This window comes from Shewanella schlegeliana, from assembly GCF_016765635.1.
GTDB lineage: Bacteria > Pseudomonadota > Gammaproteobacteria > Enterobacterales > Shewanellaceae > Shewanella > Shewanella schlegeliana.
Genome location: NZ_JAESVD010000003.1, coordinates 74,217 through 88,592 on the forward strand (window position 1 = coordinate 74,217; position 14,376 = coordinate 88,592).

A 14,376-nucleotide genomic window follows, 5' to 3' on the forward strand; every position below is an offset into this window, starting at 1 on the left:
ACCGAGCGGCAACATCCCTTAAATTCGGCTCGAGATTATATACGCAAGCATACAAATAGGGGAGACTATTTTTATCATGCAGTCTTCCCTCGCTTTTAACATAACCTTTGTAGCTGTAATAGCTTGATTGGCCGATTGAAATAGTTCAAAACAACCCAGTGCTTTAGGCATTTATGCCTGGGTTATCACAAATTTCCAGTCTGTCATAGAATTCGCTAGCTAAATAACTGTTCTCATTACAATGTTCAGTTATCCTCAAGTACAAATCTCGTCGTTATTCCAGCATTTTTGGAATAGTTCCAATGTAATTTAGGACTGCAGTATGGACGCATTTAACCACCTACAAGTTATCGAATTTAACCGCCACAGCCCAGCCAGTATCGAGCAAGCCTTACAAAGCTATCAAGCTAAACTAGAAGCGCATCAAGCCTTTGTTAGAGGTGGTCGATTCAACTTGATGTTTATGGATAACAGCAGTGGCACGCGTGAGCACCTGCAGTTGGACATGCTACAAGATCAGCAGCTAGCAATGGCAGCACTCTCACTCAATCCAGATGGCGGCCACTTAAGTAGTTATGTTGTAAGTGATGAACGTCTGCTGTATCTATCTGAGACCTTGTTATTTGCCCTAGCCCTTGAGCATGAGTCGCTTTACCCACAACTGCGTAAGACTGCACAAGCTATGGTCAACTACGCCCGCTTTGAAAACGACACCAGTGAGATGTGGCTCGATGACACCCGAGTATTTGGCGCAGAACCCTTGTATATGATGGCGGCCAAAGACGCTAATGACGCCACTTATTTAGCGCAGTTTTTTATCCCCTATTGGGATGATGAGCATGCTGTTGGCTATGGCGATATGATGTTAAGCCTGCTTAAGCAACATGGTTGGTGTGAGGCGATGATCAATGCCTTTATCTGGTGTGATAATCACAGCTTTAGATTCGCCTTTTACGGCAGTGATTGGGAGCAACCTGCGCCAAGATTCCAGCCACTTGGGGATTACTTAAAAGCTAATCCAGATAAATATCCACGCTTTATTGAGCTGGTTAAGCAGCGTTTTCATGCTCAGCCCGCACTGGTTTATAGCGAGCATGACTCACTTGAAGAACAAAAGCCGATCCTCAATTTATATCTCACCTTGTTCGCTGAATGTTGTGGTCAAGACAGTGAAGAGATGAACTGTGAGCTAGCGGAGCATTTCATTAATGATAGCCTCGAAAATGAGGCCATTAATTTACAAAACCAGCTAAAGCTTGAGCTTAATGGCAAACTATGTTGTTACGCAGGCAGTATTGCCTACCAACAAAAGCAACGTATCGCCCGCACAGAGCGTAAGGAGGCGCGCGATAAGTATCTAGGCGGACTTAAAATGGTCAGCGAGTTATTGCTGAGCCTTGATAATAGCCATACCTTGCTCTCCTATATCTCAACAGGTGAACAACCAGAGATCTTAAATGATATAGAGCGCTTTAACATTGTCAGCCATAGCGAAAAACACGCATTAGCCTTATTTGAAGCCATTCAAGAGTCTTGCTGGGATATAGACGACTTTGACCATGTACGCGACAACTTCCATGAGGTGATGGAGCACCTAGCAAAAGATTTGCTGCAAGATAATGATGAGGACATGAGCGAAGCAGAAATCAATGGCTTTATCAGCCGAGTCAATCCTAAGCCCGAAAATGTAACATTGGCATCGGCTAATACTCAGCCTGAAAGCCAAGTACGCAGTGCGCAAACCCTGTTACGATTTGTCGACATTTTCTACCGCTTCTTTGGCCAACAAGCCTTTAATGATGAAATGTGCGACCTGCTAACGGGTGAGACAGAGTATCAAGCCATTATCAGTGTGGATGATTACTACGCCCGCTTTATGCCAGCAGGTGCCAAACAAAAATCGACTAATGAGATTAGTAGAGCAGAACAAAAATCGCTAGAAAGCTTACTCGATGAGTTTTGTGACATTGGCTATAGCCAGATCTCAGCTGAAATGCTTGAGCAAGCTGATGAACTATTTGCCAATCGCGCCAGCTTAAACTGCCAAGACTGGCCCGAAGATGAGTTAGGTATCGATGCGCTATGTGCTTACCTACTACTTAAAGATAAACAGCAAAACCATCATGATGATTATACCCAGGCATTACATGACAAGCTTAAAGGCATGTTTGAGCGCGCTGTTAACTTGATGCTAGAAAATGCCGATATCTTAGATGATGGGCCTTTTACCGAAAAAGGCCTCAATGATACCGAACTACAACAGCTAAAAGCTTATTTTACCGAGGCAACACCAGAGCTTAATCAGCAGCAGATGATAGCGCTTTTAAATCAACACCTGTATAGCCAAGATATCTGTCGTCGGGCATATTTATACTTCCCTAAAATTAGCCCACTGCAAAAAAGCTATAGCTTCTTAGATGACCACGATGATGACTATCAACGGGTAGTCCTAAGTTGCTTATGGCTAAAGCAGCTCGACATCCCTGAAGCCATTAATGCAGAGCGTATTTGGCAACTGCTGATCACCATGGCCCCCATCAGAGTCGTGCATGTTATTGCAAAGGCCTATAGCGAACAAAGCCGCAAGTTGAGATTTGAGTCAGCTGTCGATGAGCAAAACTTTTTCGACATGCTAAACAGCCATGGCATAGACAAAGCCTTTACTTTGGCCTACCAAGTTGAGCAGTTTAGCGCTAGCACATCCCGCACTGATGATTACCTGAACTTGGTCGAGTTAATGGGTGAGTTAGATAATGAGCAGCAAGGCATGATGGCTGCCGCAAGACGCAATGATGCCAAGGCGTTACTGCGCGGATTAGATTACAGCTATCAGCCAACAAAGCTCGAATTTCATAAGCATGTGGCAATGGCTTTCCCAAGCATGCCTTTTGCTCTCGATAACCAGCTAAAACAATGTTTAGGCGACTTTATTAAGCTTAATCAAAACTCGTGGGAAGAGGCGATAGCGAGCCAGTTTAGCGACAATGTGATCTTCTCAGACTTTGTCACTGACGCAGCTGAACTGCCTAAATAATTACGCCTACCGGTCAAATGGCACCCTAATGCCGATCTGAGCCAAAGCCGTAAAAACGATAGAATGGATTGGATCTATAGCGAGATCTTGCAGCAAGTTGGCGACGAACTACTGGTACTAGTGGCGGACAAAGACACAGTTAAAGAAGGTAATTTTTACGTTGGCGGCCAAGTCGTGATCCTCAATGACAAAATAGACGCCCAAAACGTGATTGATGCGGTTAAAAATTTACCCAGTCCACAGGAGCGCCAAAACCAAGTGAACCAAAACCTATGGGCATATCTGCAGGGTGAGCTAAGTTATGATGAGTTTGCGCCGCAATTTAACCAGTATGTGAGCTATGAAACCACGCCAAGCCTGAAAGAGTATCGTAGCCATGCGTTAAGCCAATATGTGTGGCTGCTAGATGATGAGCGTTGCGGCCGCTTAGTTAAGTTAATGGCAAACCATAGTTATCGCGCTTACCGGGTGTTCACCGACGGGCTCATCACTGGCTATATGGACATGCTTGCCCTGCAAGGCAAAATGGATTTAGCATCGCGTTTAGAGTGCGATGAAGATGACTACGAAGAAGCGACCTATCAAGCACTGCTCGATTGGTTATTTAGCCAAAACGTTAAAGGTGAGTTTCTGCTGCTGTATATGATTAAAAACTACCGCCCATGTATGGGAGAGTATATTGCCAGCATGGCGCGCCGAGATGAAATCAAGCCTCTGATGTCATTCTTGTATATTCAAACCAAAGCAGCCTTAGTGGATATTCTTGCCAAGCAAGCAGACTCAGCAGAGTTGATGCCCCTGTTTGATGAAGAGAAATCACGACAAATCCGTGACAAGGTTGAGGTGGTATTAGGCTAACGGTTCTGTTCTCGTAAAAGCGCGATTGCATGGGGCTAGAAACTCATTTTATGCTAAAATCCCCTATCAGCTTTATGAATGTGCAATCGCTCTCATTTGTTTGACTGAAGGTAGGAAAACCCTATCGAAATAAACTAATGAGGATACAAGATATGAAAAAATTAAATGCCGAACAGCGCAAAGCCCGAGATAACGAACGTTTTGCACAGCGAGTAGATGAACGCAGAACCAAGGGCGAAGATGTTGTTGCTTATGCTCTCTCTAATGCAAAAGCCTATAAGTTTCTGACTAAACCAGAGAGATACGAGCTTAAGCAAAGACAAGCTGCACTGCTCAATGAAGTAAAGTTGACAGCGGAAGAAAAGCTTAAACTTAGACAAGAGCAAGAATTGCAGCAAATTGAAGCGACCTTTGAAGCCGATGAAGACGGTTCAGCGTCCAGCAACTAAGGCTCTGCAAACTTAGCTTAGTGAAAATCGAGCTAAAACAGTAAATAAAAAGGGAAGTAAACTAACTTCCCTTTTTTTAACACTTTAGCTTATTACACGTTAATGTAATTTCATTCTTGGCCTGACGACACGCATTAACTTTTCTGCGCACCATAAAGCCGCGGTTTTTAAGGTGCCGTGAATTGCTTGTTGGTGCATACGGTAGAGTGAGATATACACTAGGCGAGCAATCTTACCTTCGACAAACATGCTGCTTTTGGTCAGGTTGCCCATCAAGCTACCTACCGTACTGTAGCGCGATAGGTTAACCAATGAGCCATGATCTACATAGACGTAATCTACAAGCGGCTCACCTTTGAGCTCGTTAAGAATATTTATCTCAACACACTGCGCCATCTGATGAGCAGACTGCGCTCTTGGCGGCACAAAGCTGCCATCGACTTGTTGGCAGGCGCAGCAATCTCCAATCACGTAAATATCATCACTAACGGTACTAAGCAGGTTCGGTTTAACCATAATTTGATTAGCGCGGTTAAGCTCAAACAGACCAATATCTTTGATAAAGTCAGGCGCTTTAACACCCGCAGCCCACAGCATAATATTCGCTTCGATTAACTCACCTTCTGAGGTAACAAAGCCTGCAGAAGTTGCTTCGCTAATGCGGGTATTTTCCATCACTTTTACGCCTAACTTACTCAGCTCGCGTCTGGCAGAAGTTGCAATGCGTTCAGGCAAGGCAGGCAGTATACGCTCACCCGCTTCAATTAAGTGAATATTGAGCTTGTCGGCCGTCATCTTACTCAAACCGTAAACCTTGAGCAGATCGGTGACATGGTACAGCTCAGCAGATAACTCAACGCCTGTTGCACCACCACCGACAATGGCAATGTTAAGTTCGTTAATAGTTTCTGACTGATGCACTCGGGTAAAGCTATCTAACAGGGCGTTATGAAAGCGATTAGCTTGCTGGTGAGAATCTAAAAAGAAGCAGTTTTCTTTAACACCTGGGGTATTAAAGTCATTACTGACGCTACCAATAGCGATAACCAGTTTGTCGTATTGGATCTGCCGTTCAGGTAATAACACATTGCCCGCTTCATCCAAAATAGGTGCCACTGAAATCGCCTGACTCACTTCATCTAAGCCACAAAAAGTCCCCAATTGAAATTGATAACCATGCTTAGCCGCGTGGGCAGAATAAACCACGCCATCAAGCGCACTATCCAAAGATCCTGTAGCTACCTCGTGGAGTAATGGTTTCCAAATGTGAGTTCGGTTCTTATCGACTAAGATGATTTGCGCTAGGTTTTTCTTGCCTAGCTTATGACCCAATTGAGTCGCTAACTCCAAACCACCAGCGCCACCGCCTACAATCACAATTTTTGGATTTGCCGATCTCATCACTTCATTCCTCTATAAAGGTCAAATATTGAAGCCCCATTTAGGCTTCAATAGAGCAAAATACTAAATTAACGATCACTTACTTAGCAGCTGCTATGTTGACCCAAAACATGACCTAAGTCACGTTTAATAAATCTGGTTTTTTGATAAAAATCAGTTGATTTAACTGGTAAATAAAAATTTAGCAACAGCATAATCAACACAGCTTTACAGGAATGCCGCATTAAATATAAAACAAACCAACAACTACCTTTTAGTCCTTTTAGGCTCATATATGACCAACAAGAAAAGCCGAACAGACGAAGTGCAGCAACTCATCAATAATTGTTAGCTAGATCTAAATTCATTCAATATTTGATAGCGCTAAAGCAAACAAAAGACTAATTTAGCCGCCCTTTAAAACCACTTACCGAAAATATGAACATGAAATCTTTTGTGGCAGGCCTGATGATGGCAGCCAGCATGCTAGCTGTTAGCAATGTTGCTATGGCTGATGAGCAAATTACCCTAGGTCGTACCATCTTATTGGGCAGCGGTGATCACGGCGCTGTGATTCCACTATTAGTGTGCCGCAAGACCGACGCTATCCGCGTAAAAGCAGAGCGCAATCTACACTTAGAAAAAATTAAAGTGACCTTCAACAACGGTCAAACAAAAACGATTCACTTCTATCGTGATCTGAAGAAAAACCAACACACAGACTGGCGCGGTTTCGCTTACCGTCGCTGTGTAAAGAAGCTTGAAGTCTTCGGTAACTCTGACGGTTCAAAAGCTGGCGTTAAAGTATTAGGCCGCAAAAAGTAATCGCTTTAAAACAAAAATGACCACATAAATGTGGTCATTTTTTCAAACTATCACAGCAGCAAACCTTAGGTTAATTTGCTTGCTGCTGGCACTCTAATAACAACTGCTGGAAGTGTGCACCTAAGTCTTGGCTGGCAAACTCTTGGCTAGCAGCCGCCATCTGCTGTAGGTGTTGCAAGCCCTGCTCAACACCTTCCTCGGCAATAATTTGTTTTGCGTAAGCTGCGGCATCGGCGCCTTTTTGCAGCAAGCTAGACATATTCTCCAAGCTAAAATCTTGCTCTAACAGCCCTTCTAGCTCACTAAGAAGCTCTGTAATCTTTGCTGACTCGACCAATGCCCCCTCTACGTTAACCAGTTCCCCAACAGGGTCCATCTCTAGCTTACTTGCTACACAAGCGGCAACGCTACCCGCCTCAGCGCCATTAGCAACAACTTCGATACCTTGACTGCGGATCTGTTCAATCACCTGCTGTAACTGCTCATTTTGGGCCAGCCAAGCTTGCTCTAACTGCTGCTTTTCATCGCCACCAAAATAACCACAACCACTTAGGCCAAACGCCAAAACAGCTGGAACTATTACCGTCTTTAACTGCATTTATATACTCCAACAAATCAAAGGCTAAACAGCCACTGCCGCTAGTATACCTAGATAATTAAATGCCGACTTTTAAACTTAATTAATCTTCAACTCACTGTTAACTCATTAATACAGTGACTAGATATCAATGATAAAACTCATAGCTGTTTCAACCTGATGTATTGCTTAGGAGACTGACCTAAGATCTTCTTAAAGAAGGTGATAAAGGCGCTGACCGACTCATAACCCAGCTCCTCAGCAATACGCTGCACTGACTCCCCCACCGCCAGTTTCTGTAGCGCCAACACAATATGCAACTGTCCGCGCCAGCGGCCAAAGGTAAGCCCTATCTCACTCTTAACTAACCTCGCTAACGTACGTTCACTCATTGCATGCTGACTTGCCCACTGAGCCACGGTTCGCCTATCTTCAGGCGCGGCGATCAAGGCTTTAGCAATCGCCTTTAGCCTTGGCTCAGTTGGAATGGGAAAGTCATAATGTTCGGTTCGCATACTGCGCAGCTGCTCTATTAGTACTGTGACTAACCGATCGGTCGATCCACCCTTTGCATAATCTTGCTCTTGTGCGGTTAAGTGGATGATTAACTCCCTAAGTAGCGGCGTCACCGACAAGGTACAGCTCTTATCTGGCATACCTTCAATATCAGGGTTTACAAATAACATGCATACATCGGCATTTTTTGAGATCTGATTGCTGTGAGCTAGCTGACTGGGGATCCATACCGCACAATCTGGCGGCACAATCCAGATTGCGTCATCAATTTTACACTTAACAAAACCGCTCAAGGCTAAGACTAACTGACACTTGTGGTGCTGATGAAATGGGGTTTCAGCATCCTCTTTTTCACTAATCAATCGCAGTGCAACCACGGCTTGAGGGTAATTATCGGAATCAAATTCAGGAAGCGATGGGATTCTGACTTTCATAACTTGACCGTTTTTAGCAAAATAAAGTCACTATAACTCAATACCGTAATTAATTAGAAGCGTAAGCTAGCGCACTTTCGTATTTACCAAAGGTGCCTATTATGACGTTACCGCATCCTTCCCGTTTTGCCAGCAGTGCATTCTTACTACTTGGCGTGCTATTTATCGCCATCAGCTTACGCAGCCCAATTACTGGCGTAGGACCGCTGCTTGATGCCATTAGGGTCGAGCTTCACCTTAGCCCGACTCAAGCAGGAATGCTGACAACCCTGCCTTTGCTGGCGTTTGCCTTCTTCTCACCTATCGCATCGAAGCTCGGTCGCAAACATGGCCTTGAACAAGCCCTAATGTTATCGCTATTGTTTATTGTCAGCGGCCTTGTTGTGCGCTCGCTCGGCTCAGCTAGCGCGCTCTTTATCGGCACGGTTATCATTGGCGCCGGTATCGCCTTTGCTAACGTGCTACTGCCAAGTTTAATGAAGCGCGACTTTCCAACTAAGATTGCCACCATGACCTCTATGTATGTATTAATGATGGGGGCGGGATCGGCGATGAGTGCCAGCTTAGCTATCCCACTGACGGATATGGCTAAGCTGTTGTCGATTGAAGTGATCCCAAGCTGGGCATTTTCCTTAGCTAGCCTTGTGATATTCCCACTTATCGCTATCTTGCTATGGCTACCACAGATGCGTAAACACACCGCACCGAGTAAAGACACCCAAGCTCTCGATAGCCACAGTTACCTTTGGTGTAATGGCAGCGCCTGGCAGATCACCCTATTTTTGGCGCTGAACTCCTTCTTGATGTACATCTTTATCAGCTGGCTTCCCACCATCTTGGTTGATCATGGTTTTAGCCATCGTGAAGCAGGCGTTATCCACGGAATATTGCAACTATTTACCGCAGTTCCTGCCTTGGTGCTTATCCCGTTTATGAACAAGTTTAACGATAAACGTCTGCTTAGTTTTGGCTTAACCCTGATGGCACTTATCGGTATTTTAGGACTCATATTGAAGCCTGAACTAGCCATGGTTTGGGGCATGCTTTTCGGCTTTGGCGCTGGAGGAGGGTTTATTGTGGCGCTAGCATTAATCAGCCTGCGCACCTCTTGTGCACAACAGGCGGCGACGTTATCTGGGATGGCGCAATTTTTAGGTTACTTACTCGCTGCAACGGGCCCAATGATCATAGGTGAGCTGCACGAACAAACCGCGAGCTGGCAGTTACCACTTATCGTCTGTGCAATCTGCGCAGTATTGTGGAGTGTATTCGCTTTATTTGCGGCAAAAGATCAGTTAATCGAACCTGCCGCTCACAACAGCAATACCACATTAGAGCAAAACCTCTCCTAATATTACGCCTAAACGGGGGCTATCGGCCCCTCTACTCGCTAAGCAATGCAAAGCTCCTAGGGCGCTCTCTGTAGCAAAGGCCTGTTTCTGATAACTCGCACCAAGACATGATGCACAACCCAGATAGCCAAAGACGTACCAATGACCGCGACGACAATTGAACTAAAGCGGTAACAAATAGAAAAGAAGGCATCTTGCTGCTCAGGGACAAAACTACTTGTCAGCGGCACCGTTAGCGCCGACATAGCCGAGAATCCGAGCCCAGCTTTAATCCCTCCAACCGCAAGCCAGCGGCAGAAAACACCAGCAGCGATAGCAAAACCAAGTAAGAACAGAATCATATTATTCGCCAAACTATATAAGGTGAGTTGCAAAATCATGCCCGCTAAACAGCCTAGAAAGGTACCGATAATACGGATCTTAGCCACCGCCATCGAGCCAACGAAGGTCATCGGTGCTAGTACAATAAAAATAGAAGCTTGAGCCGACAGGGAATCTTTAAGATCAGCCACCTGAAACAGGATAAATGCCACCATGGCGATAATCCAACCCAAGGCCGCCTGCCTCATCATACCAATATGATCTTTACGTTGATTATCGATTTGTGTTCGCGCTTCACTGTCGTTAACTAAGCTAGAGGGGGGTAACTTAACGACTGGCTCAGGAAACAGATAAAAAGCTAATGCCACCACGGGGCCCGTTAGCAATGCAGAAGCGATTAATCCCATCACGAAGTCTTCTAAATCAAAGCCCTGATAGCTGCCATAGTTAAGCAGTATCGATCCCATTAACAGCCCTATATAACCAAAAAGGTAGCTACTCTTGTGAGTCATAGCGATACACTTGAACAGCAACATAATCGCCACGGCGAGAGTCATTAGCAATGGGTAAGGCTGAAAGAAACCAACGATAAAACTGACCTGTATACAGACCCAAGTCACCGCAAATACTAGCTGCACTATGATGCCGCTATTCCACCTATCGATTTGGGTTAGCACAAACATCGGCAGTAGCGCGGCAAACATACCGTTTGACCAGCCAAACGCTAAGGTAACCGCAAGGCCAAATACACAACCAAACCAGATCCGCAGGGTCTTTCTCAAAGTCTCGAGCTGCACAATAAGGCTCCCTAGTAGGTTATCGTTTATTAAATGACAGAGAAATTAGTAGATATAGTGCAGCCAGCTCACCAGCTGGATCTGGATTTTTGCGAGCCAAGCCCACAATCTATCATCTGCAGGATAGAGCACTACCGTGGCACGAGAGCCAACAAATAATGGCTGAGGTAGAGTACTTGAACAGGTTAAATTAATTCTGACGCGCTGGGCATCTCGTACCCAGCGGTTACTGGTTTCAACATGAGTCAGCTGGCCATTGGGGCTTTGCTGCGCTGCAGCCACGCCAAAATCACGGCTCTGTACAACTAAGTTAAATACCTTTCCAGGGAAAGCATCGAATGCCACCAAAGCTCTAGAGTGCCTGTTTATCCGAGCCACCGCTTTTTCACGAAAATCAGCAGCGACCCAGAGTGAATCGGTTGGGATAAAGGTCAGCAGTGGCATATTGCTATTAGCAGTACTCCCCACCTCTAGCTGTAGGTTTGTTACTATGCCGTCACTTGGTGCAACGACTTGGGTATGAGATAAGTTCAGCTGCGCCTGCCGTAGGTTATTCTTGGCCGCGCGCACCACACTACTCTTTCCTGGTTGACTGCCGAGCTGCACGGTTAATGCCCGCAGTTCCTGCTGGGCTGCACGTAAATTGGCTTTAGAGGCAGTATTATTAGCCAAAGCATTGTCAAGCATGGAGACAGAAACCAACTTCTGTTTCGCCAGCTTACTAATACGCTTGTATTCACTGTTAGCATTATCAAAAGTGGCTTGATTAGTGGCGACTTTAGCCTCAGCCGCTTCCACTTTGGCATACATAGAGTCTTCTTGCTCTTGAGCCTGCACCAGTGCTAACTGAGCTTTTTCTACTGCCAGCATATACTTACGCTTATCTATACTAAAAAGCTTTTCACCTTTCTTCAGCTTTTGATTATTACTCACCTGCACATCGGTGACGGTTCCGGTCACTTCTGGGGCGATTTGAATCACGTAACCCTGTACTCGACTCTCTGTGGTGAGCGGTGCATAGCGGTCGGCAATGACAATATAGCCGACTAAAATAATAAAAATAATTATCAGGCTTTGCATCCAACGACGAAAAGCATGTTCAGCGGTTTGCATCAATAAGTCCAAGATCAATCTAAGGGGCGACTATTATAGATATTGCTAATTAGATTAAATAGAATGACAAATAGCACGCTTACAACCTACTGGTAGGACAATGAATCTCAACTTAGATGATCTACACCTATTTGTTTTAACCGTCCAACATGGCGGGATCAGTGCAGCCGCAAAACAGCACTCATTGCAACGCTCAAAGGTGAGTCGACGTTTACAAGAGCTTGAAAAGGCGTTGGGCTGTCAGCTACTGATCCGCACCACGCGTCAAATTGAGCTGACGGAAAATGGTCGTCTGCTCTACCAACAGGTTAGTCAACCTTTAACCGAGGTAACTCAAGCCGCCAAGCTACTAAGCAATCAACAGAAATCCTTACAGGGGGTATTACGAGTCGCTGTACCTGCCGCGCTGATCACCTCTAATATGTTTACCCTATTGATCGATAAATACTTGGATCAATTTCCCGGTGTATTATTAGAGGTGCTGCATTGTCAGGGGAGTGTCGATCTAAAAAGAGAGAATGTGGATATTCAAATATTACCCGATGGAGTAAAGGTGATAAATGAAGATTATGTACAGCAAACCCTGCTGCGCTTTCCAAGTAGCTTAGTCGCATCAAACGCTTACTTACAAAGCCACGCGCCAATTAACGCCCTCACAGATCTTCTTACTCACCCATTAATGGTCAGCCGCTACAACCAAACATCTCTGCCCGATAACCTCACCCTCAGACTCAGCTCTGATGATCTGCGCTTAATTCAGCATATGGCGACAGCGGGCAAAGGGATTGCGTTATTGCCAAGTATTTTACTCAGAGACGCCCTTAAATCAGGTGAATTAGTACCAATATTGGTCAATGAGAAATTACCAGAGATCAAACTGACACTTATCTATCCTTCGAGGCAGTTTTTACCAGAAAAAACCCGCGCCTTAATCGAACTGCTTAGAGATACCTTTAAGTTCAACTGATAATTCTAAAAGTGGAAATTCAGGACGGATAATAAAAAAGGGCTGCAGCTTATACTCATCAGTATAAGTGCAGCCCTTTAAAGCAATAAGCTATTACGGTATTAAACGTTTATGCCAGCAGTAAGAAACCCACAAAAGTCATACCAGCCGCAAGCAATGCGTATGGCAACTGAGTTACCGCGTGACTAACTAAGTTACAACCTGAGCCCTCTGCGGCTAGCACTGTGGAGTCGGAGTAGAAACACGCCTGACTACCAAATGACGATGCCGATAACAATGCACCAATCACCAGTGGAATATTAGCATCGACCGCTTGTGCCAATGGCATAACAATCGGAATCGAAACCGCAAAAATACCCCAGCTCGAGCCAGTTGCAAACGCCAAGATAGACATGCTTAAAAACACCACCGCAGGCAGCAATTGCGGCGTCATAAACGGACTGAGGCTGTCGATAACATACTGTGGCAGCAGCAACTTATCGCATACATCTTTAAAGATAAATGCCGCAATAACCGTACCTATAGCTGGTAGCATGCTCTTAAAGCCATCGATCATCTGCTCCATCATCTCAGACAGTGGCATCAGCTTCTGCACACCATAATACGGCAGTGTAACCGCAAGAGTTGCGATCAAGCCTTTTAGTACATCGATATCAAAATAGACAGTAAAGCCGACTAATAGGAAAATAGGCACAAAGAAATTATGCAGTTTGCCACTATCATCGGCATGCTTAAATTCATCTTCAATGGCTTTTAGTGCGTACTCATCTGAGGTTTGCACCTCATCTAAATCCATCTGCTTAATGGCAGGCTTGCCTTGAGCAGCGGCTATTTGCGCTTTTTTCATCGGACCAAAAGCGGGCACGATACCCAAGATCACTAGCAATACCATGGCCACAGCTAGCCAGGCGTAAAGCATGTAAGGGATTGCCTGCATGTAAACGGCGATACCCTGTCCTTCACTCGCGATGCCGTTATCGACTAACAGGCCACCAAAAAATACTGCCCAAGTTGATAGAGGTACCAGCACGCAAACAGGTGCAGCGGTAGAGTCCACCACATAAGCTAACATCTCACGGGAGACCTTAAATTTATCCGTGACACGCTTCATCGTGGAGCCGACCGTTAAGGCATTGAGGTAGTCATCGATAAAGATAACAACGCCCAAAATAAAGGTCATAAATAGCGATGACTTTTGGCCGTTAGCAAACTTCAAAGCTAGACGACCGAAGGCCATTGAGCCGCCGGTTCGAACCAGCAGAGCAATCAAGGCACCGAAGCCACCACAGACTAAAATTAACCAACCGATAGTTTCATCGGCCATCACGGACAGAGAGGTATCAGCAAAATTAGTCAATATATTCGCGGGCTCATACATGGCCAGACCGACTAATGCACCGATAATCAAAGAGAGGATTGGGCGGCGTAGCACAATCGCTAACACCAAAACCACCACAGGTGGGATAAGACTTAAGGCTGTCGGTTCAGACATGCGCTAAGGTCCTTATAATAAAGTGCCAAAATGGCAATTAATCACCAAACTCAAACAATTATTTGTCGAGTCTAATTGCTGCTCTACCGTTGAGATACCTGCCGATACCTTGAATTTTACGGGCAATTTGTGAGGCCCTAGTAAAAACATCGGCAGAAAAATAATCCCCATTGGCCTCGGAGTCAATCATAAATATCCTATTTTACTGAATTTTTATAACACCAAAGCAATAAATCGCTTCAAACGGAAGCACCAGAGTGG

12 protein-coding genes are annotated in these 14,376 nt (G+C 45.1%); 6 read left to right on the plus strand and 6 right to left on the minus strand.

Annotated features, from left to right (window positions below):
- Window positions 1-322 precede the first annotated feature (322 nt).
- From JMA39_RS05760 to JMA39_RS05765, 3 genes are all read left to right on the plus strand, one after another.
- A complete protein-coding gene (locus JMA39_RS05760) occupies window positions 323-3,034 on the plus strand; it encodes a hypothetical protein (RefSeq protein WP_237732668.1) in 2,712 nt (903 codons plus the stop codon).
- A 63-nt stretch (window positions 3,035-3,097) separates the two neighbouring features.
- Window positions 3,098-3,892 (plus strand): hypothetical protein, encoded by a 795-nt coding sequence (locus JMA39_RS21150; protein ID WP_237732669.1) that lies wholly within the window; start codon window positions 3,098-3,100, stop codon window positions 3,890-3,892.
- A gap of 152 nt (window positions 3,893-4,044) precedes the next feature.
- Window positions 4,045-4,341 (plus strand): DNA polymerase III subunit epsilon, encoded by a 297-nt coding sequence (locus JMA39_RS05765; protein ID WP_202720888.1) that lies wholly within the window; start codon window positions 4,045-4,047, stop codon window positions 4,339-4,341.
- A 99-nt stretch (window positions 4,342-4,440) separates the two neighbouring features.
- Here JMA39_RS05765 and JMA39_RS05770 read toward each other — a convergent pair whose 3' ends face one another.
- A complete protein-coding gene (locus JMA39_RS05770) occupies window positions 4,441-5,742 on the minus strand; it encodes an NAD(P)/FAD-dependent oxidoreductase (RefSeq protein ID WP_202720889.1) in 1,302 nt (433 codons plus the stop codon).
- 417 nt (window positions 5,743-6,159) lie between these two features.
- Between JMA39_RS05770 and JMA39_RS05775 the strand changes: the two genes are divergently transcribed.
- Window positions 6,160-6,546, plus strand: coding sequence for a DUF2541 family protein (locus tag JMA39_RS05775; protein ID WP_202720890.1), 387 nt, complete (start codon window positions 6,160-6,162; stop codon window positions 6,544-6,546).
- Window positions 6,547-6,616: 70 nt separating this feature from the next.
- Here the strand turns inward: JMA39_RS05775 and JMA39_RS05780 are convergent, their stop codons facing one another.
- Both JMA39_RS05780 and JMA39_RS05785 read right to left on the minus strand, forming a co-directional pair.
- Window positions 6,617-7,144 (minus strand): hypothetical protein, encoded by a 528-nt coding sequence (locus JMA39_RS05780; RefSeq protein ID WP_202720891.1) that lies wholly within the window; start codon window positions 7,142-7,144, stop codon window positions 6,617-6,619.
- A gap of 140 nt (window positions 7,145-7,284) precedes the next feature.
- Complete coding sequence (locus tag JMA39_RS05785) at window positions 7,285-8,073, minus strand: AraC family transcriptional regulator (RefSeq protein WP_202720892.1); 789 nt, start codon at window positions 8,071-8,073, stop codon at window positions 7,285-7,287.
- Between the two features lie 101 nt (window positions 8,074-8,174).
- On the opposite strand from JMA39_RS05785, the gene JMA39_RS05790 reads away from it, so the two are divergent.
- Entirely contained in the window at window positions 8,175-9,425 is a 1,251-nt protein-coding gene (locus JMA39_RS05790) for an MFS transporter (protein ID WP_202720893.1), read from the plus strand.
- A 56-nt stretch (window positions 9,426-9,481) separates the two neighbouring features.
- On the opposite strand, the gene JMA39_RS05795 is transcribed toward JMA39_RS05790, so the two are convergent.
- Both JMA39_RS05795 and JMA39_RS05800 read right to left on the minus strand, forming a co-directional pair.
- A complete protein-coding gene (locus JMA39_RS05795; RefSeq protein WP_202720894.1) occupies window positions 9,482-10,543 on the minus strand; it encodes a DUF2955 domain-containing protein in 1,062 nt (353 codons plus the stop codon).
- 45 nt (window positions 10,544-10,588) lie between these two features.
- Window positions 10,589-11,656, minus strand: coding sequence for an HlyD family secretion protein (locus tag JMA39_RS05800; protein ID WP_202720895.1), 1,068 nt, complete (start codon window positions 11,654-11,656; stop codon window positions 10,589-10,591).
- 100 nt (window positions 11,657-11,756) lie between these two features.
- On the opposite strand from JMA39_RS05800, the gene JMA39_RS05805 reads away from it, so the two are divergent.
- Window positions 11,757-12,623: a LysR family transcriptional regulator gene (locus JMA39_RS05805; protein ID WP_202720896.1), complete on the plus strand. Its 867-nt coding sequence runs from the start codon at window positions 11,757-11,759 to the stop codon at window positions 12,621-12,623.
- Between the two features lie 109 nt (window positions 12,624-12,732).
- Here JMA39_RS05805 and JMA39_RS05810 read toward each other — a convergent pair whose 3' ends face one another.
- The gene (locus tag JMA39_RS05810; RefSeq protein ID WP_202720897.1) at window positions 12,733-14,115 is read right to left on the minus strand and encodes a Na+/H+ antiporter NhaC family protein; all 1,383 of its coding nucleotides are present in this window, start codon (window positions 14,113-14,115) and stop codon (window positions 12,733-12,735) included.
- Window positions 14,116-14,376: the final 261 nt, after the last annotated feature.